This window comes from Caulobacter sp. 602-2, from assembly GCF_011043625.1.
Taxonomy (GTDB): Bacteria; Pseudomonadota; Alphaproteobacteria; order Caulobacterales; family Caulobacteraceae; genus Caulobacter.
The window spans coordinates 202,247-224,033 of record NZ_JAAKGT010000003.1 but is presented as its reverse complement, the minus strand read 5'-3'; the positions used below and the strand labels follow the sequence as shown (position 1 = coordinate 224,033).

The 21,787-nt window shown below is 71.4% G+C and carries 20 protein-coding genes; 11 read left to right on the top strand and 9 right to left on the bottom strand.

All coding sequences use genetic code 11. The annotated features are described in order from the left end of the window. The first annotated feature begins 24 nt into the window (after positions 1-24). Positions 25-888, top strand: coding sequence for an aldose 1-epimerase (locus G5B46_RS09315; RefSeq protein WP_165258041.1), 864 nt, complete (start codon positions 25-27; stop codon positions 886-888). After that, positions 885-1,304: a hypothetical protein gene (locus tag G5B46_RS09310; protein ID WP_165258039.1), complete on the top strand. Its 420-nt coding sequence runs from the start codon at positions 885-887 to the stop codon at positions 1,302-1,304. Before G5B46_RS09315 ends, G5B46_RS09310 begins: the two co-directional genes overlap by 4 nt. Before the next feature lie 97 nt (positions 1,305-1,401). Here G5B46_RS09310 and fixJ read toward each other — a convergent pair whose 3' ends face one another. The 4 genes from fixJ to cydD are packed head-to-tail and all read right to left on the bottom strand — an operon-like array spanning position 1,402 to position 6,786. Further along, positions 1,402-2,001, bottom strand: a complete 600-nt coding sequence (fixJ, locus tag G5B46_RS09305) for a response regulator FixJ (RefSeq protein WP_165258037.1) — start codon at positions 1,999-2,001, stop codon at positions 1,402-1,404. Next, on the bottom strand, positions 2,001-3,494 hold the full coding sequence (locus G5B46_RS09300) for a PAS domain S-box protein (RefSeq protein ID WP_165258035.1): 1,494 nt from the start codon (positions 3,492-3,494) through the stop codon (positions 2,001-2,003). Before G5B46_RS09300 ends, fixJ begins: the two co-directional genes overlap by 1 nt. 5 nt (positions 3,495-3,499) lie before the next feature. Beyond that, the gene (locus G5B46_RS09295; RefSeq protein ID WP_165258033.1) at positions 3,500-5,146 is read right to left on the bottom strand and encodes an ATP-binding cassette domain-containing protein; all 1,647 of its coding nucleotides are present in this window, start codon (positions 5,144-5,146) and stop codon (positions 3,500-3,502) included. Continuing rightward, entirely contained in the window at positions 5,143-6,786 is a 1,644-nt protein-coding gene (gene cydD, locus G5B46_RS09290) for a thiol reductant ABC exporter subunit CydD (RefSeq protein ID WP_165258031.1), read from the bottom strand. Before cydD ends, G5B46_RS09295 begins: the two co-directional genes overlap by 4 nt. A 124-nt stretch (positions 6,787-6,910) precedes the next feature. On the opposite strand from cydD, the gene G5B46_RS09285 reads away from it, so the two are divergent. From G5B46_RS09285 to G5B46_RS09270, 4 genes are all read left to right on the top strand, one after another. After that, on the top strand, positions 6,911-8,479 hold the full coding sequence (locus tag G5B46_RS09285) for a cytochrome ubiquinol oxidase subunit I (protein ID WP_165258029.1): 1,569 nt from the start codon (positions 6,911-6,913) through the stop codon (positions 8,477-8,479). Positions 8,480-8,492: 13 nt separating this feature from the next. Further along, positions 8,493-9,635, top strand: coding sequence for a cytochrome d ubiquinol oxidase subunit II (cydB, locus tag G5B46_RS09280; RefSeq protein WP_165258027.1), 1,143 nt, complete (start codon positions 8,493-8,495; stop codon positions 9,633-9,635). Positions 9,636-9,654: 19 nt separating this feature from the next. Beyond that, a complete protein-coding gene (gene cydX / locus G5B46_RS09275; RefSeq protein WP_165258025.1) occupies positions 9,655-9,774 on the top strand; it encodes a cytochrome bd-I oxidase subunit CydX in 120 nt (39 codons plus the stop codon). Positions 9,775-9,899: 125 nt separating this feature from the next. Further along, on the top strand, positions 9,900-10,262 hold the full coding sequence (locus tag G5B46_RS09270) for a hypothetical protein (RefSeq protein ID WP_165258023.1): 363 nt from the start codon (positions 9,900-9,902) through the stop codon (positions 10,260-10,262). Here G5B46_RS09270 and G5B46_RS09265 read toward each other — a convergent pair. From G5B46_RS09265 to putA, 5 genes are all read right to left on the bottom strand, one after another. Continuing rightward, positions 10,259-11,590, bottom strand: a complete 1,332-nt coding sequence (locus tag G5B46_RS09265; RefSeq protein ID WP_165258021.1) for a mannanase — start codon at positions 11,588-11,590, stop codon at positions 10,259-10,261. The genes G5B46_RS09270 and G5B46_RS09265 overlap by 4 nt on opposite strands. A gap of 85 nt (positions 11,591-11,675) precedes the next feature. Beyond that, positions 11,676-13,061, bottom strand: a complete 1,386-nt coding sequence (locus G5B46_RS09260) for an alpha/beta fold hydrolase (protein ID WP_165258019.1) — start codon at positions 13,059-13,061, stop codon at positions 11,676-11,678. A 55-nt stretch (positions 13,062-13,116) separates the two neighbouring features. Continuing rightward, positions 13,117-13,395: a type II toxin-antitoxin system RelE/ParE family toxin gene (locus G5B46_RS09255; RefSeq protein WP_346764891.1), complete on the bottom strand. Its 279-nt coding sequence runs from the start codon at positions 13,393-13,395 to the stop codon at positions 13,117-13,119. A 12-nt stretch (positions 13,396-13,407) separates the two neighbouring features. Further along, complete coding sequence (locus tag G5B46_RS09250) at positions 13,408-13,659, bottom strand: antitoxin (RefSeq protein WP_165258015.1); 252 nt, start codon at positions 13,657-13,659, stop codon at positions 13,408-13,410. 36 nt (positions 13,660-13,695) lie between these two features. Continuing rightward, the gene (gene putA, locus G5B46_RS09245) at positions 13,696-16,785 is read right to left on the bottom strand and encodes a bifunctional proline dehydrogenase/L-glutamate gamma-semialdehyde dehydrogenase PutA (protein ID WP_165258013.1); all 3,090 of its coding nucleotides are present in this window, start codon (positions 16,783-16,785) and stop codon (positions 13,696-13,698) included. Between the two features lie 460 nt (positions 16,786-17,245). Between putA and G5B46_RS09240 the strand changes: the two genes are divergently transcribed. The 5 genes from G5B46_RS09240 to G5B46_RS09220 all read left to right on the top strand — a co-directional run bounded on the left by G5B46_RS09240 (position 17,246) and on the right by G5B46_RS09220 (position 21,779). Further along, positions 17,246-17,707 carry an Lrp/AsnC ligand binding domain-containing protein gene (locus G5B46_RS09240; RefSeq protein ID WP_058348359.1) on the top strand — a complete coding sequence of 154 codons (462 nt, stop codon included), beginning with the start codon at positions 17,246-17,248 and terminating at the stop codon, positions 17,705-17,707. A 99-nt stretch (positions 17,708-17,806) separates the two neighbouring features. Then, a complete protein-coding gene (locus G5B46_RS09235; protein WP_165258011.1) occupies positions 17,807-18,178 on the top strand; it encodes a response regulator in 372 nt (123 codons plus the stop codon). 78 nt (positions 18,179-18,256) lie between these two features. Further along, complete coding sequence (locus G5B46_RS09230; RefSeq protein ID WP_165258009.1) at positions 18,257-19,861, top strand: ATP-binding protein; 1,605 nt, start codon at positions 18,257-18,259, stop codon at positions 19,859-19,861. After that, a complete protein-coding gene (locus G5B46_RS09225; RefSeq protein ID WP_165258007.1) occupies positions 19,849-21,171 on the top strand; it encodes an MFS transporter in 1,323 nt (440 codons plus the stop codon). The genes G5B46_RS09230 and G5B46_RS09225 overlap by 13 nt, the downstream gene beginning before the upstream one ends. Continuing rightward, positions 21,168-21,779 carry a response regulator transcription factor gene (locus G5B46_RS09220; RefSeq protein WP_165258005.1) on the top strand — a complete coding sequence of 204 codons (612 nt, stop codon included), beginning with the start codon at positions 21,168-21,170 and terminating at the stop codon, positions 21,777-21,779. Before G5B46_RS09225 ends, G5B46_RS09220 begins: the two co-directional genes overlap by 4 nt. The last annotated feature ends 8 nt before the right edge of the window (positions 21,780-21,787 follow it).

Below are 21,787 nucleotides of genomic sequence, written 5' to 3'. Positions count from 1 at the left end.
CGTTAGCGCTACCAGGAGTTTTGCATGACCCGTCCCGTCCTGGCGACCACCCGCGCCCGCGTCGAACTGCTGCCCGAGGTGGGCGGTTCGATCGGCCGTTTCGTGTTCGACGGCCGCGACATCCTGCGCCCGACGCCGGACGGCGCGATCGACGCCCTGAACGTCGGCTGCTTTCCGCTGGTCCCGTTCTGCAACCGCATCCCGAACGGCCGCTTCGCCTTTGAGGGGCGCGACGTCGCCCTGGCCCCGAACCTGGCCGGCCATCCGCACCCTCTGCACGGCCAGGGCTGGCGCGCGGCCTGGACAGTGACGGGGCTGTCCGACACCCGCGCCGTCCTGACCTACGACCACGCGCCGTCCGACTGGCCGTGGGCCTACCGCGCCGAGCAGATCCTCGTGCTGTCGGACGAGGGCCTGCGCATCGAACTGTCGGTGACCAACACCGGGACCGAGGTCATGCCCGCCGGCCTTGGCCTGCATCCCTATTTCGCCGCCCGCCCGGGCGAGAGCCTGAAGATGGACGTCGACGGCGTCTGGATGGTCGACGCCGACGTCCTGCCCACGGTCCACCACCAGGGAGCCTGGGCGCGCGACTGGACGGTCGGCGCGCCGACCGCCGCAGACACCCTGATCGACAACTGCTGGACCGGTTTCGGCGGCACGGCCGTGCTGTCTGCCCCGGAAGGCGGCTCGACGACGATCGCGGCCTCGGACAACTGCCGCTGGGCCCACGTCTATTCGCCGCCGGGGGCCGACTTCGTCTGCGTCGAGCCGACCTCCAGCCGTCCCGATCCGTTCGGCCCCGGGTTCGCCGAAGGCCAGACCGGGATCGTCGCACTGGCCCCGGGCGAGAAGGCGTCGGTCTGGATGACCCTGACGATCGCATGATCGCCGACCTGCTCGATTTGCGCCGGATCAAGGCGCGCTGGACCGACACCGGCTTGAATGGCGCCATGTGCGCCCCTTCGCCCGCCCGTCCGCTGGTGATCATCGTCGAGGCCGACGACGCCCTGCGCGAGGCCTTGGCCTTCGCTCTGGAGACCGAGGGCTACTGGCCGCGCGCCTTCGCCGAGGCGGCCGACGTCCCGCTGGCCGAACTGATCGCCGCCGACTGCCTGGTGCTGGACGTCGACCTGCTGACCCTGGCCTCGCTGCGCGGCAAGGGCGTGCGCACGCCGGCCGTGCTGGTGGCCGAAGGCCCCGTCGACCTGACCGTCACCGACGCCCTGTGGGCGGGCGTGGCCCACAAGCCGCTGATCACCGACGCGCTTAGCGTTCAGGTGAAGAAGGCGGTGGGGGCGTAAAGCCCCCTCAGTCGGGGGAGCCGACAGCTCCCCCAGCGGGGGAGCATCCAGAGCGCCGGCCCAGATCCGGGAGGTGGCCCGGAGGGCCGGAGGGCGCCTAGCGAACCGACAGCGTCATCCGCACCAGGGCGGCCAGGTTGTCGGCGTGCATCTTGCTCATCAGCTTGGCGCGGTAGATCTCGACCGTGCGCGGGCTGATGCCGAGGTCGCGGGCGATGATCTTGTTGGGGTGGCCGGCCACCACGCCGTCCAGCACCTGACGCTCGCGCTCGGACAGGGTTTCCATGCGGGCCAGCACCTGGGCCTGGTCGTCGCTGACCGTGGGCTGGGGAGCCGCCGCAAGGGCGCGCTCCAGCGCCGCCAGGATGCGGGCCTCGGAGAACGGCTTTTCGATGAAATCGACGACGCCGTCGCGCATGGCTTCCACCGCCATCGGGATGTCGCCGTGGCCGGTGATCATCACCACCGGCAGGCCCGAGCCCTCGGCCTTCAGGCGGCGCACCAGTTCCTGGCCGGTCATGCCGGGCATGCGCACGTCGGTGATCACGCAGCCGGGCTCGGCCTCGGGCAGCTCGGTCAGGAAGGCCAGGGCGCTGGCGTAGGTGCGCACGCGGAAGTCGGCCGTCTCCAGCAGGAAGGCCAGGGAGTCGCGGGCGTCGGCGTCGTCGTCGACCACGTGCACAACGGCGTCGCTCATCAAATCGTCTCCTGGTCGGCTGCAGGCGTGCGGGTCTTGGAGGGGCCTGGGGCGGGCGGCAGGGTGAAGCGGAACACCGTGCCGCCGTCCGGATTGGCGTCGGCCCAGATGCGGCCGCCGTGGGCCTCGATGATCGAGCGCGAGATCGACAGGCCCACGCCCATGCCCTCGGCCTTGGTGGTCATGAACGGCTGGAACAGGCGCTCGCGGAACTCGTCGTCGACGCCGGCGCCGGTGTCGGCCACGGCCACCTCGATCGTCCCGTCATCCAGCCGCCGGCTGGCCACCGACAGACGCCTCACGGGCTGGCCGTCCATGGCCTCGACGGCGTTGCGGATCAGGTTGACCAGCACCTGCTGGATCTGCACCCGGTCGGCGAACACCGCGTCGCAGGTCTCGTCCAGGGCGATGCGGACCTCGGCCTGGCCTTCGCGCACGCCGATCAGGGCCAGGGCGCGGGCGTCGTCGACCAGTTCCGACAGGCTTTCGATGTCGCGCTCGGTGGCCCCGCGACGCACGAACTCGCGCATGCGGTGGATCACGTCGCCCGCCCGCAGCGCCTGGTCGGAGGCGCGGTCGATGGCGTCGCGCACCTTGGCCTGGTCTTCGGGCCGGCCGCGATCCATCAGCCGGCGCGAGCCGGTCAGCAGGTTGGCGATGGCCGACAGCGGCTGGTTCAGCTCGTGGGCCAGGGTGGTGGCCATCTCGCCCATGGCGGTCAGGCGCGAGACGTGCACCAGTTCGCCCTGCAGTTCCTGCAGGCGGGCCTCGGTGGCGTGGCGCTCGGTCAGATCGCGGATGAAGCCGGTATAGGCGCGGGTCGGACCCTTGGTCTCGCCGACCGCCAGTTCCATGGGGAAGGTCGTGCCGTCGCGGCGCTGGCCGGTGACCACGCGGCCCACGCCGATCACCCGCTTCTCGCCGGTCTGCTCGTAGCGCGCCAGATAGCCGTCGTGGGCGCTCTGGTGCGGTTCGGGCATCAGCATGCTGACGTTTCGGCCCACGGTCTCGGCGGCGGTCCAGCCGAACAGGCGCTCGGCCGCCGGGCTGAACGAGGTCATGATCCCGCGCGGATCGATGACGACCACCGCGTCGGGCACGGTGTCGAGGATCGAGCGCAGGTGGCTGGTCATGGCCACAGTGCGGCGCCGGGCGGCGTGGAACCAGCCGCCGCCGATCGACATGCCCACCCCGATCATCAGGAACACGATGCTCGACACCGCCGTCGCCTGGTCGGGATGCGGCGAGAAGGTCAGGAACCACACGATGGCCGAGGCTACGACCGTCGAGATCAGACCAGGCACGAGGCCGCCGAGCGCTGCGCTGACCAGCACCGACGGCACGAACAGCAGGAAGGCGGCCGGGGCGGCGTAGCGGCTGGGCAAGGCGAAGAAGAGCAGCGCGCAGGCGGCGATCATCGTGGCCGAGGCCAGGAACACGCCGGGGCGAAGCTCGCTGTGCAGCGGGCCGGGAGAGCGCGGGGCGGCGGCCATGGGCCTCAAGACTTCGCCGGTTCGATCATGCGCCGGCTTATAGCCGACCCGGCGGGCGGCGACACCGTTTCCACCGCCATCGCCCGTTCGCAGAGCCTCAGCGGGGCCGGACGGTGACTGACCAGCAACAGGCCTTGCCCGCTGAGGCGCAGCCGCGCGTCCAGCCGCGCCACGACGAGGGCCTCGGTCGTCGGGTCCAGCCCCTCGGTCGGCTCGTCCAGCAGCAGCCAGGGGGCGTCGCGCAGCAGGGCGCGGGCCAGCGACAGGCGCCGGCGCTCGCCGCCCGACAGCCGCTCGCCGGCCTCGCCCAGCCAAGTGTCCAGCCCCTGGGGCAGGGCGCGGACCCGTTCGGCCAGGGCCGCGTCTTCGAGGGCGCCCCACAGGGCCTCGTCCGTGGCGGCCGGAGCGGCCAGCTTCAGGTTCTCGCGCACCGTGCCGGCCAGCAGGGCGGCGTCCTGCGGGGCGTAGGCGAAGGCCGGGCGCAGCGCGGTCGGCGGCAGGGCCGCGCCGTCCTGGCCGTCGAGGGCGAAGGCACCCGCCGGAGCGGGGCGCAGGCCGAGCAACTGCTCCAGCCGGGTGGTCTTGCCGCTACCGGTGGGCCCAGTCAGGGCCAGGCGCGCGCCGGGAGCCAGGTCCAGGCCCTGCAGGCGCAGGGCGGGGCGGCCGACGGAGGAGGGGGCCTCTTTGACGGACGTGTAGCGCAGCAGGGCGTCCAGCCGCTCGCCGGCGGCCTCGGCGGCGCCGTCCTGCTCGAAGGCGCGGGCGATCGGGGCGGCGGCCTCGATGGCCATCACCGCGGCCAGGGCGGCCAGCGCGGCCAGCGGCGCCGAGGCTGGGGAGGCCAGGGCCAACACGGCGGCGATCGCCACGCCGGTCAGCGCGCCTTCCAGCAGGCCGACCAGCCCCTGGGCGCGGGCGGCGCGCACCTTCAGCGCGTCCAGCCGGTCGCCCAGCGCCGCGATGCGGTCCAGCGCGGGACCTTGCGCGCCGTAGACCTTCAGCTCGGGCGCGGCGGCGGCGAAGGCGGCCAGGGCTTCCTTGAGTTCCCCGGCCGCGACCTGGATCGCCGCGCCGGCCGGGGCGCTGAGCCGCCGGGTCAGAAGGCGGGCGAGGATCAGGTGCAGGGCGACGGCGGTCAGGATGGCGAGCGCCGGCCCGATCCCGGCCAGGGCCGACAGCGCCACGGCCATGCCGATCCCGGCGGCCGCGCCCCAGGGCGCGGACAGGCGCACGAAGCGGGTCTCGACGGCGTCGACGTCCTGCACCAGGCGGGCGGCGGCCTCGCCGCGCGAGACAGCCAGGGCCTCGCGGGGCGGAGCGGCGGCCAGGGCGGCGAACAGGCGCGGGCGTATGGCGGCCAGGGCGTCCAGCGCGGCGGCGTGGCTCTGCAGGCGCTCGCCGTAGCGGGCGACGGTGCGCAGGATGGCCAGCAGGCGGATCGTGGCGCTGGGCAGCAGCACGTTGAAGGCCTGGGCCGTCGCCAGCCCGGCCGCTCCGGCCAGGGCCGCGCCGGTGATGAACCATCCCGACAGGCCGAGGAGCGCGGTCGAGCCGGCCCCGACCACGACGGCGGCGGCGGCGGCCAGGATCAGCGGGCCGGCCTGGCGGCGGCGCTGCTCGGCGATCAGTCTGGAAAGCGGGCTCTTGGTCACAGGCGCACCACCTGGTCGGCGACGGCCGCCAGGGCCTCGGAATGGGTGGCGATCAGGGTGGTGCGACCGGCGGCGGCTCGCCGGATCGCCTCGATCATCTGCGCCTCTGCGTCGGCGTCAAGATCGGCTGTCGGCTCGTCCAGCAGCAGGATGGGCGCGGGTTTCAGCAGGGCGCGGGCTATCCCCAAGCGTCGGCGCTCGCCGCCCGACAGGCCGCCGCCGCGTTCGTCCAGCGGCGCGTCGAGCCCGCCGCGGCGGTCGAGCAGGTCGGAGAGGCCGGCGGCGCGGGCGGCGGCCTCGAGGTCTTCCCGCGAGGCGTCGGGCCGGGCCATGGCCAGGTTGTCGGCCAGGGTTCCGGCCAGCAGCAGCGGCGACTGGCCGGCCCAGGCCAGGTCGGCGGCGAAGGCGCCGGCCTCCGAAAGCCTGGCCTCGCCCACCCGCACCTCGCCGGCGGTCAGGGGCGCAAGGCCGGTCAGCAGGTTCAGCAGGGTGGTCTTGCCGCAGCCGCTGGGGCCGAGCAGGGCGGTGATCCGGCCGGCCGGGGCGACCAGGTCGAAGCCTTCGAACACCGCCGCCTCGCCGCCGGGATAGGTCACGCCGACGGCCTCGAAACGGATCTCCGGGGCGGTCGGCAGGTCCAGCGGCGCGGGCGCCGGGGCGGGAACGGGCAGGCGGGCCAGGGTCAGGGCGGCGGACTCGGCGGCCTGGCGGTCGTGATAGGCCGCGGCCAGGCGGCGCATCGGGGCGTAGACCTCCGGCGCCAGGGCCAGGGCGAAGAAGGCCCGCTTCAGGTCCAGCGTCTCGGGGACGGGGAAGGGCAGCAGGCGCAGCAGGTTGAAGCCGCAGTAGACCGCGACCAGCGCCACCGACAGGGCGGCGAAGAACTCCAGCGCCGCCGACGAGAAGAAGGCCACGCGCAGCACCGCCTGGGTGCGGCGCGAAAGGTCCTGGGCGGCCTGGGCCAGGCCCGTCGTCACCCGGGTCTCGGCCTGGAAGGCCAGCACCACCGGCAGGCCGCGCACGCGGTCGAGGAACAGGGCCGACAGCCGCTCCAGGGCCAGGAACTGCCGGCGCGAGGCGTCGGCGGCCGCCATGCCGGCCAGGGCCATGGCGGCGATGAATGGCAGCAGGGTGAAGAGCTGGACGCCCGCACAGACCGGGCTGGCGAGGGCGGTCAGGCCGATCAGCAGCAGCGGCGCGACCGCCGAGGCGCTGCGGGCCGGAGCGAAGCGCGAGAAGTGGCCGTCCAGCGCCTCGACGCCTTCCATCACGGCGGTGACGGCCGCGCCGCCGCGCGGCGCGCCGGGCGCCAGCAGCGAGGCGGCGGCCTGCCGGCGGGCGTGGGCCTTGGCTCGAGCGGCGGCTTGCGCTCCGGCGCGAGTGGCCTTGGCCGCCAGGGCGCCGCGAGCCAGGGCCGAGACCAGCGCCAGGGCCAGGAAGGGCAGGGCCTCGGTCAGGCTGCGGGTCAGGGCGTCGACCCCGAAGGCCAGGCCGGCGGCGAAACCGGCGGCCCCGACGACGTCGGCCAGGCGCCACGCCGAGGCGGCGCGGCTGAACGCGGAGGTTGTCCTGTTCAAGCTTCGCAGCCACGGGCGCGCGAGCGTGAGGATCTCGGTCTCGACGGGGGTCCGAACGGTCATGGCCAGGCTTTAGCGTCTCATTGTGGGAAGGCCTTGATCCGCATCAAAGACCCCTATCGGAAACACGCCTAAGGCGAGATGCTCGTGCGGCGCGACCGATCGCCGTCCGACACCGGAGCTACGCATGGATCCCGCCGTCGTCGATTTATCCCGCCTGCAGTTCGCCCTCACGGCCCTGTACCACTTCCTTTTCGTGCCCCTGACGCTGGGGCTGTCCTTCATGCTGTTCATCATGGAGGCGGTCTACGTCATGACCAAGCGCCCGATCTGGCGCACGGTCACCAAGTTCTGGGGCGCGCTGTTCGGCATCAACTTCGTCCTGGGCGTGGCCACGGGCCTGACCATGGAATTCCAGTTCGGCATGAACTGGTCGTACTACTCGCACTATGTGGGCGACATCTTCGGCGCCCCGCTGGCCATCGAGGGCCTGATGGCCTTCTTCCTGGAAGCGACCTTCGTGGGCCTGATGTTCTTCGGCTGGGACAAGCTGAAGCCTGTGACCCACCTGCTGGTCACCTTCCTGGTGGCCCTGGGCACCAACCTGTCGGCCCTGTGGATCCTGGTCGCCAACGGCTGGATGCAGAACCCGGTCGGCGCGGCCTTCAATCCCGACACGATGCGGATGGAGGTGACCGACTTCAAGGCGGTGATCTTCAACCCCGTGGCCCAGGCCAAGTTCGTGCACACCGTCAGCGCCGGCTACACCATCGCCGCCGTCTTCGTGCTGGGCGTCTCGGCCTTCTACCTGCTCAAGGGCCGGTGGACGGGCGTGGCCAAGCGCTCGATGACCGTCGCGGCCGCCTTCGGCCTGGCTTCGGCCCTGTCGGTCGTCGTCCTGGGCGACGAGAGCGGCTACGCCCTGACCGACAACCAGAAGATGAAGCTGGCCGCGCTGGAGGCCATGTGGGAGACCGAGCCCGCGCCGGCCGGCCTGACCGCCATCGGCATCCCCAGCCTGGCCGATCGCAAGACCCACGCCGAGATCAAGATCCCCTACGTGCTGGGCCTGATCGCCACGCGCAGCGTCGACAAGCCGGTCGAAGGCATCTTCGAACTGGTGGCCACGGCTGAGGATCGCATCGAGCGCGGCGTCGTGGCCTACGACGCGCTGGAGAAGCTGAAGGCTGATCCGCAGGATCTGGCCGCCCGGGGCGTCTTCGAGGCCAACCGCCGAGACCTGGGCTACGCCCTGCTGCTCAAGCGCCACGTCGAGGACCCGCGCACGGCTTCGAAGGAGCTGATCGCCAAGACCGCCTGGGACACCGTGCCCAACGTGCCGGTGATGTTCTGGGCCTTCCGCATCATGGCCGGCACGGGCCTCTTGATGATCGCCCTCTTCGCCACCGCCTTCGTGCTGGTCACCCTGCGCAGGCACGAGACCAAGTGGTTCCTGCGCTTGGCGGTGCTGGCCATCCCGCTGCCCTGGATCGCCACGGAACTGGGCTGGGTGCTGGCCGAGGTCGGGCGTCAGCCCTGGGCCGTGGAAGGGGTCCTGCCCACCTTCCTGGCGCCCTCCAGCCTCAGTGTTCCCCAGCTGATCGCCAGCATCGTCGGCTTCACCCTGCTCTACGGCGCCCTGGCGGTGGTCGAGGTCGGGCTGATCCTGAAGACCATCAAGAAGGGTCCGTTCGCCGAGCAGGACGCCTTCCCCCCGGAATCCGGCGCGCCCGTCGTCGCCGAAGCCGTCGCCTAAAGGAGACCGCTAGATGGAACTCCCCCTCGACTACCCGACCCTTCGCCTGATCTGGTGGGGCCTCCTGGGCGTGCTGCTGATCGGCTTCGCCCTGACCGACGGCTTCGACATGGGCGTCGGCGCCCTCTTGCCCTTCATCGGCCGCAACGATGACGAGCGGCGCACGGTGATCAACACCATCGGCTCGACCTGGGAAGGCAACCAGGTGTGGTTCATCACCGGCGGGGCGGCGATCTTCGCGGCCTGGCCGATGGTGTACGGCGCCAGCTTCTCGGGCTTCTACCTGGCCATGTTCCTGGTGCTGTCGGCGATGATCATGCGGCCCGTGGGCTTCAAGTACCGGTCCAAGCGGCCGGACGCCAAGTGGCGCTCGTTCTGGGACTGGTCGCTGTTCGTCGGCAGCTTCGTGCCGGCCCTGGTGTTCGGCGTCGCCGTCGGCAACGTGTTGCAGGGCGTACCGGTCCACCTCGACAGCGATCTGCGCAGCACCTACCACGGCCACTTCTTCGAGCTGTTCACGCCCTTCACCCTGGTCTGCGGCCTGCTGTCGACCGCGATGCTGGTGCTGCACGGTTCGGCCTGGCTGGCGGTGAAGGCCGAGAAGGGCCCGATCGTCGACCGCGCCCGCAAGTTCGGCCTGGTCGCGGGGATCGCCAGCATCGTGCTGTTCGCGCTGGGCGGCCTGCTTGCCATGCGCCTCGGCTTCCGGCTCGAGGGCGTGGTCGATCCGGCTGGTCCGTCCAACCCGCTGCGGGCCACGGCCGTCGCCGCGCCGGGCGCATGGTTCGACAACTTCGGCCGCTATCCGTGGATGACCATCGCCCCGGTCCTGGGCTTCGTCGGCGCGGCCTTCGCGACCTTCGGCCTTTGGAAGCGACAGGAAGGCCTGGCCTTCGGCGGCTCCTCGGCCTCGGCCGCGGGCATCATCGCCACCAGCGGCCTGTCGATGTTCCCGTTCATCCTGCCCAGCACGGTCGACGCCCACTCCAGCTTCCTAGTCTGGAACGCCTCGTCCAGCCACACGACCCTGTTCATCATGCTGGTCGTGGTGGTGGTGCTGATGCCGGTGGTGCTGGCCTACACCGCCTTCGTCTACCGGGTGCTGTGGGGCCGCACGAGCAGCGCGGCCCTGAAGACCGACCCGGCCCTGTACTGAAGAAAGAGGAGCCTAGATCATGTGGTACTTCACCTGGGTTCTCGGCCTCGGCCTGGCCCTCGCCTTCGGCGTCCTCAACGGCGTCTGGTACGAGTTCAACCTGACCGACGAGGGGGATGCGGGCGCTTCCCAGCCCTGATCCTTCGCGCCTGATCGCCAAAGCCGCCGTCCTCGTTCCCGCGAGGGCGGCGGTTTCGTTTACGGGCATGGTTGAGACCGTCGTGAATCCCGCGCTCTGATCGGCCGACCAGAGCGGGAGACCCCATGGGCGTGAACAGGCGCAAGCTGATGCTCAGCCACGACGGCGTGAAGATCTACCACAGCTGGAAGGGGGCCCGGGCGCTGACCTGGTGGTACGCGCTGGAGCCCGACCACGAGGCCGAGGGCGGCGGGCGCGACTTCGACATCCGCAGGCTGCCGCAGCCCTATCTGGAGGGCCTGGACCTCGACATGGCCCGCGTGGCCGACGCCGCGCAGACGCTCAAGGCCTATGACCGCATGCTCGACGCCCACCGCGAGGTGCTGCGCCGGGCGATCGACGCCGGCCACGACTTCGGCGACAGCGTCGCCAGGGACCACCGAAAGGGCGGCGCCTTGACCTGGCTGCGGCGGGCGTTGGGACGCTAGATCGCCTTCACCGCCTTGGCGTGGTCGCGGATGATGGCCAGCGTCGAGGCGTCGGCGTCGAAGACGCCGAACAGGCCCTGCTCCTCCTGCGGGGGATCGCCGACATAGGAGCGGTCGCCCTTCTTGAACCAGGCGTCGGCGTGCTGGGCGCGGCCCTCGCCGTTCCAGGCCCAGAAGTTGACGCCCGCCGTCGGCCCGCCGGCCTTCATGTCGGCCTCAACCTCGTCGAACACCATCCTGTAGAACCGGTCGCGGAAGGTCACCGGCGAGCCGGGCGCGAAGGCGCGGCCGTCGCGGATCAGACCGAACTCCTCGATGGTCAGCGGCTTGCCCATCGACTTGGCCAGGGCGATGTGGCGGCGGATGTAGTCGCGCGAGCGGGCCGCGCCCGCCTCGTAGGTGGCCGGCTGGTCGGTCATCGAGATCCAGCTCCAGTTGTTGGGCCAGACGTGCAGGGTCAGGTAGTCGATGGCCGGGGTCTTGTGGCTTTCGACCACGCAGGCCTCGCTGCCCAGGCAGCCCATGTCGCCCTCGCTGCCGCTGGAGACCAGGTGGTTGGCGTCGATGGACTTGATGAAGCGGGCGGTGCCGTCGATCCAGGCGTCGTAGGCGGGGCGGTTGGCCTTGCCGAATTCCTCGCTGCCGGCCGGGCGGGGCTCGTTGGCCAGCTGCCAGGCCATGATCGTGGGATCGTCGCGATAGGGCTTGCCGGTGACGGTGCTGGTGCGCCCGACCAGGGTCTTCACATAGTGGCGGAAGAGCGCGTTGGCCTTCTCGTCGGCGTAGAAGCGGGCCGAGTAGTCGGCGAAGGCGGGCCAGGGATGGGCCGGGTCGCCTTGCTGGAACCAGGTCCCGTTGCCGGTCCAGTTCAGATAGGCCGGCATGCCGCCCGACCAGTCCCAGAAGTTGTTGACGTAGATGACGGCCTTCATGCCGCGCTTGGCCATCTCGGCCAGCAGCACGTCCAGGCCCGTCAGCAGGGTCTGGTCGTAGTCCTCGCCCGGGCCGCGGAAGGTGGGGTCCATGGCCACCTTGGCCGGCGAACGCTCGCCCGCGCCCAGGACGCGCAGGTTGGTCACGCCCAGCGACTGCAGCTTGTCGAGCTCACGGGTCAGGCGGGCATGGTCGCCGAAGGCGGCCGGGGCGCCCAGCCAGGCGCCGTACCAGAGGTTGGCGCCGACGAAGCGATACGGCTTGCCGTCCAGGCTGAGGCGGCCTTGCTCGACCTTCACGAAGCCCTTGCGCGCCGCGGCCAGGGTCGGAAGGGCGGCGGAACCCGCCGTCAGGCCGGCCGCGCCGGCGGCCAGGATCGCGCGTCGCGAAAGCATTCCCGGTGTCTCCCCACTTGTGATTTGCGAGGACGTTAGCGGAGCGGGACGGGCGCGGTCCAGCGATTAAATAAAATTGATGAAGTTAATCGGCCTGCCGATGGGGCGGCTTGCCGGCGCGGGCCACGGTCCAGTCGACGATGGCGGTCAGGGCCGATGGCGCGATCGTCTCCTCGATCTGCATGTACTCGCTCGGCGCGCCGGTCCTGGCGGTCTGGAACAGGTGGTTCAGGCCGGGCAGGGGCAGGATCGTCACGTCCTTGGCGCCCGTCAGGGCGGCCTTGATCGCCGGCAGGTTCTGGCTGGCCGAGACCTGGGTGTCCTTCTCGCCGTTGACGGCCAGCACCGGGGTGCGGACCTGACGCAGGTAGTCGGCGGGCGCCAGCGTCAGGAAGGCGCGGTACCAGGGCAGGCTCAGAAGCCGTCCCTGGACCTCGGCCGTGGCGGGCGGCGCGCCCCTCTCGGTGAGCAGGGCGACGACGCGCGGCCCGACCTTGCCGAGATCTGGTTCGCTCAGCGCCACGGTATTGGCTTCGCCGATCAGCCGGGCCTGCTCTTCGGCCTGGGCGGGGGGCGCGCCGCCGGCCAGGGCGATGTCGCGCGACTGGGTCTTCATCACCTCGCTTCCCGGCACGCCGGTTCCGGCCAGCAGCACGACGAAGGCGATCCTCGGATCCTTGGCGGCCACGATGGGGGCGATCAGCCCGCCCTCGCTGTGGCCGATAAGGCCCACGCGATCGGCGTCGATGTCCTTGCGGCCGCGCAGGAAGGCCACGCCGGCCGTCACGTCGGTGGCGAAGTCCAGGCTGGTTGCGGTCTTGAGCTCGCCGCGCTCCGAGCCGCCCACGCCGCGATCATCGACGCGCAGGACGGCCACGCCCCTGCGGGTCAGGGCGTCGGCCAGCACCAGGAACGGCTTGTGTTCGAACAGGGTCTCGTCCCGGTCCTGCGAGCCCGAGCCGGTGATCAGCACGGCGACGGGGAAGGGGCCCTGGCCCTGCGGCAGGGTCAGGGTCCCGGCCAGCTTCAGGCCCGAGGCCGGATTGGCGTAGGACACCTCCTCGGCGCGGTAGGGGAAGGGCGGCTTGGGCGTCTGCGGGCGGTTGGCGGGAACCACCGCCGGCGGCGTGCGGCTCATGGCCAGCGGCAGGCTGGCGCCGTTCTGCAGCCAGTTCCCGGCCAGCGTCTTGCCGTCGGCCGAGAGCTGGCCCTCGAAGGTGGCGGGCAGGATCAGGGTCAGGGTCGCCTTGCCGTCGGCGAAGGCGGCCTTGGCCTTCAGCCCGAGGGCGCCCTGCGCGGGACTGTCGACGCTGGCGGCGCCGTCGGCCTGGACGTGGAACACCAGAGGCAGCTTGTTGGGGCCGGCCTGCAGGTCGCCGTACCAGTCGCCGGCGATCGGCCCGACCTGGGCCAGGGCGACGGCGGGCGCCAGCAGCGCGGCGGCGATCAGGGCTGGCGGCAGGAAACGCATGGCGAAGGCTCCCCGAGAACTGCACCGGAGATTGTGCATGCCGGTGAGCAGCCGTCTACCGCTGCTCCAGCCCGTGCCAGATCCGGGTGACGATCACGCCGTCCGGGTCGGATGCGTAGCGTACGACGTAGGAGCGGCCGCCAAACCGCACGCTCAGCTCGCGCAGGCCTTCGCCCAGATCCCGTCCCCTGTCCGACACCGAGGCGAGACTCGTGAAGGCGCGGTCCAGGGTTTCGACCAGACGCGCCGCCGCCCTTGGGTTCTTTTCGAATAGAAAGTCGTGCAGTCGCTCCACGTCGATCTCGGCCTCAGGCGAAAGATCGACGGGGCGCACGGGCAGTGCGGTTCAGCGATGGCGAGCGCGTAGACGATCGCGCACTTGGGCCCAGGGCACGGTGTTTCCGGTTTCCCTGGCCTTGGCCACGATAGCCCGGTCGATGGCCGGATCGGGGTCGATCGTTCCGGGGGGCAAGTCCTCCAGCCCGGCATCGATCAGCGACCTCGCATAGTCGGCGGCCGACAGGCCAAGCTGGTCCGCCACGGCCTGGAGCCGGGCGGCTTGCTCTTCGTCGATATGGATGTCGAAGCCGTCGGCCATGGGCGAAGAGTCTCGCCCATGGCCGGGGACGTCAAGTCAGAGGTTCAGCAGCGCCGGGTCGCCGCCCTGGGCGGTGATGTTGACGCTGAGCGCGCGCTCGACGGCGAAGCGCAGCAGGGCGTGGGGGCCGCCGGCCTTGGGGCCGGTGCCCGACAGGCCCTCGCCGCCGAACGGCTGCACGCCCACCACCGCGCCGGTCATGGTGCGGTTGACGTAGGCGTTGCCGGCCGGAACCAGGCGCACCACTTCGTCGGCGAAGGCCTGGATGCGCGAGTGCACGCCGAGCGTCAGGCCGTAGCGGCGGGCCGCCAGGGCGCCGGCCACCTGCTCCAGGTCCTCTGGCTTGTAGCGGACCACGTGCAGGATCGGGCCGAACACCTCGCGCTCGAGGAAGTCGGCGGCCGGGATTTCGGCCAGCACCGGACCGAAGAAAGTTCCGCCGGCCGGGGCCTCCAGGGCGTGCAGCACCTTGGCCTCGTGCTTGAGGCGGGCCAGGTGCTTTTCCAGCGCGTCCTTGGCGTCGGCGTCGATCACCGGGCCGACGTCGGTCGAGGCGTCGGCCGGGTCGGCCACCACCAGGGCGTCCATGGCGCCCTTCAGACCCTCGATGATGTGGTCAGCGGTGTCGTGCGGCAGGAACAGCAGGCGCAGGGCCGAGCAGCGCTGGCCGGCCGAACCGAAGGCCGAGACGATCACGTCGTCGATCACCTGTTCGCGCTGCGCCGTCGTGTCGACGAACATGCCGTTCAGGCCGCCGGTCTCGGCGATGAACGGCACGATCGGGCCTTGCCGCTGAGCGAGGGTCTGGTTGATCCGCCAGGCCGTGTCGGTGCCGCCGGTGAAGGCCACGCCGTCCAGGCCCTCATGGGCGGTCAAGGCCGCGCCGACGGTCTCGCCGCGGCCGGGCAGCAGAGCCAGCAGGCGCGGGTCAAGGCCCGCGGCGTGATACAGCTTCACGGCCTCGTAGGCGATGATCGGCGTCTGCTCGGCCGGCTTGGCGACCACGGCGTTGCCGGCGGCCAGGGCCGCGGCGATCTGGCCGGTGAAGATGGCCAGCGGGAAGTTCCACGGGCTGATGCAGACGAAGACGCCGCGACCGGCCAGGCCAAGGGTGTTGGTCTCGCCGACCGGACCCTTCAGCACCTCGGGCTCGCCGAACTGCTTTTCGGCCAGCACCGCGTAGTAGCGGCAGAAGTCGACCGCCTCGCGCACCTCGGCGATGCCGTCCGACAGCGTCTTGCCGGCTTCGCGCGACAGGATGGCGATCAGGCGCTCGATATTGGCTTCCAGGGCGTCGCCCATGGCGCGCAGCACCTTGGCGCGGGCCGGGCCGCCGGCCTGGTCCCAGGCCGGTTGGGCGGCGCGGGCCAGCTTGAAGGCCTTGTCGATCTGCGGCAGCTGGGCTTCCGACACCGCGCCGACCACGCGGCCGGCGTCGACGGGCGAGACCACCGGCAGCGGCGGGCCGCCGGCTTCCATCTTGCCGCCGACCAGCGGGCCCGACTGCAGCGGGGCTGCGTCCAGCACGCTCACCGCCGCCGACAGGCGGTAGCGGTCGGCGCGGGTCGACAGGTCCAGGCCAGCGCTGTTCTTGCGGCCTTCGCCATAGACGTCGATCGGGGGGGGGATCTTGGCGTGACGGTCGGGGTGGGCCTCGACCACGTCGATCGGGTCGGTGACCACCTTCTCGACCGGCACCCGCTCGTCGAGCAGGGCGTGGACGAAGCTGGTGTTGGCGCCGTTCTCCAGCAGGCGGCGCACCAGGTAGGGCAGCAGGTCCTCGTGCCCGCCGACGGGGGCGTAGGCGCGCAGGGTGATGCCGTCATAGAGGTCGTCGGCGGCCTTGTAGAGCGCCTCGCCCATGCCGTGCAGGCGCTGGTGCTCGATCCTGACGCCGGCGTTCTTGGCCATGCGCACCACGGCCGCCAGGGTGTGGGCGTTGTGGGTGGCGAACTGAGCGTAGAGGTGGGGCGCGGCCCCGATCAGGGCCTTGGCGTTGACCAGGTACGACAGGTCGGTGGCGGGCTTGGTCGTGTAGACCGGATAGTCCGGGCGGCCGGCGACCTGGGCGCGCTTGATCTCGCTGTCCCAGTAGGCGCCCTTGACCAGGCGCACCATCAGGCGGCGGCCGGTCTCTTCCGACAGCGCCTTCAGGCGGGCGATCACCTCGCCGCAGCGCTTCTGGTAGGCCTGCACGGCCAGGCCGAGGCCCTTCCACTCCGCCAGGGCCGGCTCGCGGCACAGCTTGTCGAGCAGCTTCAGCGACAGGGCCAGGCGATCGGCCTCTTCAGCGTCGATGGTGAAGTTGATGTCGTACTTGGCGGCGATCAGGGCCAGGCGCAGGGTGCGGGGATAGAGCTCCTCCCACACGCGGTCCTCGTGGGTGGCCTCGTAGCGCGGGCACAGGGCCGACAGCTTCACCGACACGCCGTGACCGGCTTCGGGGCCGGCCCTGTTCGACAGCTTGCCGACCGTCTCGATGGCGTCGGCGTAGGACTTCTCGTAGCGGGCCGCGTCGGCGGCGGTGCGGGCGCCTTCGCCCAGCATGTCGAACGAGCACATCGTGTCTTCGTTCGCCGCACGCTTGATGGCCGCCTCGATGGTGCGGCCCAGGACGAACTGTTCGCCCATGATGCGGATGGCCTGGCCCACGGCGGCGCGGATGACCGGCTCGCCCAGGCGGCCGGCGATCTTTTTGATAAACGCCGGCAGGTCCTTCTGCGCCTCATCGTCGGGCTCGACGATCTTGCCGGTCAGCATCAGGCCCCAGGTCGAGGCGTTGACGAACAGGCTGTCGGAGCCGCCCAGGTGGCTGGCCCAGTCGGCCGAGCCGATCTTCTCGGCGATCAGGCGGTCGCGGGTGTCGTCGTCGGGGGTGCGCAGCAGGGCTTCGGCCAGGCACATCAGGGCCAGGCCCTCGCGGGTGCCCAGGCTGAACTCCTGCAGGAAGCTTTCGACCACGCCCTGCTTGCGGACCGAACGGCGGGCGCCGCGCACCAGGGCCTCGGCCTCGGCGCGGACGGCGGCGCGATCCTCGCTGGACAAGGGGCCCGCGGCCAGCAGGTCGGCGATCACCGCCTTCTCGTCACGGTACTTGCCGTCGTCCAGGGAATCCCAATCGGCCATGATGCGCCTCGCTAATGATTTATCGTCGCTGTAGCCCGGCTATGATCGAAGGTGCTTCGTTTGTTGGCTCTGGCTTCCGTATCCTGTTCGGCGTAAACGTCGAAAAACGTCGTCTGCTCCAGGCGCGCGAAAAGCCCCGCGACAGGGCGTCGCGGCGCGCATGGACGCGGGTCGGCGAACGACAGGTTACGAGGAGCCGGCGGGCTGAGGGAAGGGGAGCACTGGAAGGGACGCGTCTCGGGGGGACTCGCGCGTCCCTTCCGCTCGTCGCCGACGCTGGGGGATGCGTGGCGAGCTTTCCCGCCGAGCGGGAGGTCCTTGGCGAAGCGCGCCGACTGGGGGGAACGGCGTGGGGGAAGCTTCGCTAGGGCGATTGAGGGTGTAGGCCTCTTCGTTCCGAAGGTGCTTTGTTTGTTATCGCTATTTTCAAAATTATCTTCGCTGAAAGTGACGAAAATCCATGTCCGCTCTAGATGACACCGATCGCCGGCTCCTGCGCGTGCTGCAAGCCGACGGCCGGATCACGAACGCCGAGCTGGCCAAGCGCTGCAATCTGTCGCCGGCGGCGACCTTCGACCGGGTGCGGCGCCTGCGCGAGCGCGGCTTCATCACCGGCTACGCGGCCCTGCTGGATCCGGCCAAGGTCGACCGGGCGCTGCTGATCTTCGTCGAGGTGGTGCTGGACCGCACGACCGGCGAGGTGTTCGAGGACTTCGCCGCCGCCATCCGCCGCGCGCCCGAGGTGCTGGAGTGCCACATGGTGGCCGGCGGCTTCGACTATCTGATCAAGGCGCGGGTGCGCGACATGGACGCCTATCGCAGCTTCCTCGGCGACATCCTGGTCAAGATGCCGGGCGTGCGTGAGACCCGCACGTACGCGGTGCTGGAAGAGGTCAAGAGCACGGTGCAACTGCCGCTTTAGCGCAGGCCTAACACTTCCGTATGATTTCGCGCCGGGCCTGGGCGTGGAAACAAGGGGGCGAGGGCCGGCGGGCGTCGCGGGCCGAGGAAGGACCAGGCCTTGGCCAGCCCTGCGCGGATCGCGATCATCGATGACGACACCTCGCTGCGCGAGGCCCTGATCGCGCTGGTGCGGTCGATCGGCCATGTCGGCACGGGGCACGGGTCGGCCGAGGCCTTTCTGGAGTCCGGCGAGGCGCAGGCGGCCGATTGCCTGATCACCGACATCCGTCTGCCCGGCCTCAGCGGCGTGGACCTGGCTCTTCAGCTGCGGGCGGCGGCGATGGGGCCGCCGGTCGTGATCATCACCGCGCGCACCGAGACGGCGCTGCTGGCCAAGGCGGCGCAGAGCGGGGCGCTGTGCGTGCTGCGCAAGCCGTTCGCGGCCGACGACCTGCTCGACTGCCTGGAAAGGGCGCTGGCGGGGCGCTGACACCCGAACGGGGGTTTCCGGCGCGCGGCGGGCCGGTCAGTAAGGCGTGAGGCGAGGGACGCGGGGAGGCGGACCGGGATGGACAGGGACGATGCGTCGATCCTCGACATGGTCGAAGACGGCGTCGTCGTGCGCGACGCGCGGGGCCGGGTGGTCGGCTGGAACGCCGGGGCGCAGGCCCTGTACGGCTTTGCGCGCGACGAGGCCCTCGGCCGCTCGATCCATGACCTGCTCGGCACCCGCCATCCGCTGACCGTCGCCGAGATCGAGCGGCGGTTGCTGGCGGACGGGGCGTGGGAGGGCGAGGTCGCCCGCCTCGCCGCTGACGGCCGGGCGCTTCGCGTGCAGGTGCGCTGGCGGGTCAGGCGCGCCGCAGACGGGGCGGTGCGCGACGTGGTCGAGATCGGCCGCGACCTGGGCGGCCTGGAGCGCGAGGTTCGCGAGGCTCTGGAGACCGAGCACCGCTATCGCAACCTTTTCCACGCCACGGCCGCCTCGTTCTGGGATCTCGACTTCAGCGGCGTGCGGCGGATGCTGGAGGACCTGTTCAACGCCGGCCCCGTCGATCCGCGCGCCTATTTCGCCGCCAACCCGGACTTCCTCCGGGCGGCCATCGACTCCACTCGCGTCGTCGACGTCAACGACAAGACCCTGGAGATGTTCGGGGTGGCGCGCGGGGATCTGGTCGGCGCGTCGATCGGACCGTTCTGGCCCGAAGCCAGTCAGGGGGTGTTCGCCGCCAGCCTGATGGCGGCTATCGCCAACCGCCCCAACTTCGTCGCCGAGACGGTGCTGTCGCGCGCCGACGGGGCCCCGCTGGAGGCCCTGTTGACCGTGGCCTGGCCCACCCAGAACAAGGGCCGGGGCACGGTGCTGGTCGGGGTCATCGACATTTCCGAGCAGGCCGCCGCCCGCCGCGCGCTGGAGAAGGCCCAGGCGGACCTGGCCCATGCCGCGCGGGTGGCGATGCTGGGCGAGCTGACCGCCTCGATCGCCCACGAGGTCAACCAGCCGCTGGCGGCGATCGTCACCAACGGCGAGGCGGGGCTGCGCTGGCTGGGCCGCGCCGAGCCCGACGTCGGCGAGGCCAGGGTGCTCAACACGCGGATGGTCGCCGACGCCCGCCGGGCTGCCGACATCATCGCCCGCATCCGCCAGATGGCCCAGCGCGGCGAGCCGCGCCGCGAGCCGATCGTGATCCCGGAACTGGTCGCGGAAGCCGCCCAGTTCCTTGGCCACGAGATCCAGGGGCGGGGCGCGAGCCTGGTGCTCGACCTGCCGCCAGGCCTGCCCTTGGTCACCGGCGACCGCACCCAGCTGCAGCAGGTGGTGGTCAATCTGGCGATGAACGCCCTGCAGGCCATGGCCGCCGCCGACAGCGTCCGGCGCCAGGTGACCCTGCGCGCTGCCGCGCTGGGCGAGGGGCTGGTGCGGGTCGATGTCGAGGACACCGGACCGGGGATCCCCGCGGCGGCCCTGCCGCATCTGTTCGACAGCTTCTTCACCACCAGGGCCACGGGCATGGGCATGGGCCTGTCGATCTGCCGCTCGATCGTCGAGGCGCACGGCGGGTCCATCGAGGCCCGGAACGTACAAGACGGCGGGGCGATCGTCGGCTTCACCGTCCCCGCCGGAGACGTCGGGGGCGACGACCGGCTCGCGGGGGATCCATGCGCATCTTGACCAAGGCCGCCTATGCCGCGCCCAGCGTCGGCTTCGCCGGGATCAGCCTGCCGCTGTTGATCTTCCTGCCGGCCTTCTATGTGGGCGAGCGCGGATTGCCGGTGGCCGCGGTCGGCGCCGCCTTCGCCATCGTCCGCCTGCTCGACATCGGCTTCGACCCGCTGATCGGCGCGGCCATGGACCGCACGCGCTCGCGCTTTGGCCGCTTCAAGCTGTGGATGGCGCTGGGAGCGCCGCTGCTGCTGGTCAGCGTCTGGAGCCTGTTCATGCCGCCCGCCGGGGCGGGCATGGCCTGGCTGGTCGTCAGCCTGGTCGGGGTCTATGCGGCCTGGTCGATCTGTTTCGTGGCCCAGCTGGGGTGGGGCGTGGCGCTGAGCGGCGACTATGCCGAGCGCAACAGCGTCTTCGGCTGGTGGCAGGCGGCCTATCTGGTCGGCAGCCTGGTGATCTCGGCCCTGCCGATGCTGCCCGGCCTGCGCGGCGATGCGGCCGCCATCGTGCCGGCCATGGGCAGGTTCATCCTGGTCGCCGCGCCCCTGGGCGTGATCCTGGCCCTGCTGCTGGCGCCCGAGCCGCCGTCGGGGCCGCGCCCCAAGGTCGCCCTGGCCGCCTATCTGAAGCTGCTGGTTCGTCCAAGCGTCGCGCGGCTGCTGGCCGTCGACCTGCTGATCGGCATGGCGGTCGCCACCAACGGGGCGATGTTCTTCTTCTACTTCGGGGCCGGACGGGGCCTGTCGACCGCGCAGGCGGCGGTGCTGCTGTTCGCCACCAACGCCGGATCGCTGGCGGGCGTGTGGCTGTGGAGCCGACTGGGCGGGGCGCTGGGCAAGCACAAGGCCGCCATGATCGCCTTCCTGGCCTATGCGGCGCTGCTGGCGGTGGTCCATCTGGCGCCCTTCGGCCCGCTGCCGGCGGGTGCCGCGCTGATGCTGCTGTTCGGGGCCACCCTGTCGGCCGGGCCGGTGTTGGTGCGCTCGATGCTGGCCGACGTCGGCGACGAGGAACGACTGCGGACCGGCGTCGACCACACGGGCCTGCTGTCGGCCCTGTTCGCCAACTCCAACAAGCTGGGCGCGGTCATCGGGCCGGCGGCGGCCTTCGCCGTGCTCGGCGCGGCCGGCTTCCAGGCCAAGGCCGTCGTGCAGCCGCCGGCCGCCCTGGCCGCCATCGCGGCCCTGGCCATCTGGGCTCCGCTGGTCGTGGGGCTGGTCGCCGCCTTCGTCGTGCGCGGCCATGGCCTGACCGCCGAAGCCCACGCCGCCGTCCGCGCCCGGCTGGACCTGGCGGCCGAGGGCGGGGAGGCCGCATGAGCCGACCGCCCGCCGTCCACGTCATCGACGACGACGCCTCGCTGCGCGGCGGGCTGGAGAGCCTGTTCCGCTCGGTGGGGCTGGACGCGCGCGGCTACGGCTCGGCCCAGCAGTTCCTGGAAGCCGATGTCGGCGACACGCCCGGCTGCCTGGTGCTGGACGTGCGGCTGCCGGGCCTCAGCGGCCTCGACTTCCAGGCCCGCCTGGAAGCCCTGGGCGTGCGCCTGCCGGTGGTGCTGATGACCGGCCACGGTGACATCCCGATGAGCGTGCAGGCCATGAAGGCCGGGGCCGTCGACTTCCTGGCCAAGCCGTTCCGCGAGCAGGACATGCTGGACGCGGTCAACACCGCCCTCGAACGCGACGCCGCCCGCCGCGCCGGGGACGCCGATGTGGTGGCCCTGCGCGCGGCCTATGCCAGCCTCAGCCCGCGCGAACGCCAGATCATGGCCCTGGCCACGACCGGCCGCATGAACAAGCAGATCGCCCACGACCTGTCGCTGAGCGAGGTGACGGTGAAGATCCATCGCGGCTCGGTGATGCGGAAGATGGCGGCCCGCACCTTCGCCGATCTGGTGCGGATGGCCGACGCCCTGGGGCTGGGCTAGACTGGGGT

What these genes read in the sequence shown, in the direction of transcription:
- cydX (WP_165258025.1), top strand. Translation starts at nt 9,655, where the DNA reads ATGTGGTACTTCACCTGGGTTCTCGGCCTCGGCCTGGCCCTCGCCTTC.
- G5B46_RS09230 (WP_165258009.1), top strand. Translation starts at nt 18,257, where the DNA reads ATGGACAGGGACGATGCGTCGATCCTCGACATGGTCGAAGACGGCGTC.
- fixJ (WP_165258037.1), bottom strand. Translation starts at nt 2,001, where the DNA reads ATGAGCGACGCCGTTGTGCACGTGGTCGACGACGACGCCGACGCCCGC.
- G5B46_RS09260 (WP_165258019.1), bottom strand. Translation starts at nt 13,061, where the DNA reads ATGCGTTTCCTGCCGCCAGCCCTGATCGCCGCCGCGCTGCTGGCGCCC.
- cydB (WP_165258027.1), top strand. Translation starts at nt 8,493, where the DNA reads ATGGAACTCCCCCTCGACTACCCGACCCTTCGCCTGATCTGGTGGGGC.
- cydD (WP_165258031.1), bottom strand. Translation starts at nt 6,786, where the DNA reads ATGACCGTTCGGACCCCCGTCGAGACCGAGATCCTCACGCTCGCGCGC.
- G5B46_RS09300 (WP_165258035.1), bottom strand. Translation starts at nt 3,494, where the DNA reads ATGGCCGCCGCCCCGCGCTCTCCCGGCCCGCTGCACAGCGAGCTTCGC.
- G5B46_RS09310 (WP_165258039.1), top strand. Translation starts at nt 885, where the DNA reads ATGATCGCCGACCTGCTCGATTTGCGCCGGATCAAGGCGCGCTGGACC.
- putA (WP_165258013.1), bottom strand. Translation starts at nt 16,785, where the DNA reads ATGGCCGATTGGGATTCCCTGGACGACGGCAAGTACCGTGACGAGAAG.
- G5B46_RS09315 (WP_165258041.1), top strand. Translation starts at nt 25, where the DNA reads ATGACCCGTCCCGTCCTGGCGACCACCCGCGCCCGCGTCGAACTGCTG.
- G5B46_RS09250 (WP_165258015.1), bottom strand. Translation starts at nt 13,659, where the DNA reads ATGGCCGACGGCTTCGACATCCATATCGACGAAGAGCAAGCCGCCCGG.
- G5B46_RS09225 (WP_165258007.1), top strand. Translation starts at nt 19,849, where the DNA reads ATGCGCATCTTGACCAAGGCCGCCTATGCCGCGCCCAGCGTCGGCTTC.
- G5B46_RS09285 (WP_165258029.1), top strand. Translation starts at nt 6,911, where the DNA reads ATGGATCCCGCCGTCGTCGATTTATCCCGCCTGCAGTTCGCCCTCACG.
- G5B46_RS09265 (WP_165258021.1), bottom strand. Translation starts at nt 11,590, where the DNA reads ATGCTTTCGCGACGCGCGATCCTGGCCGCCGGCGCGGCCGGCCTGACG.
- G5B46_RS09270 (WP_165258023.1), top strand. Translation starts at nt 9,900, where the DNA reads ATGGGCGTGAACAGGCGCAAGCTGATGCTCAGCCACGACGGCGTGAAG.
- G5B46_RS09240 (WP_058348359.1), top strand. Translation starts at nt 17,246, where the DNA reads ATGTCCGCTCTAGATGACACCGATCGCCGGCTCCTGCGCGTGCTGCAA.
- G5B46_RS09220 (WP_165258005.1), top strand. Translation starts at nt 21,168, where the DNA reads ATGAGCCGACCGCCCGCCGTCCACGTCATCGACGACGACGCCTCGCTG.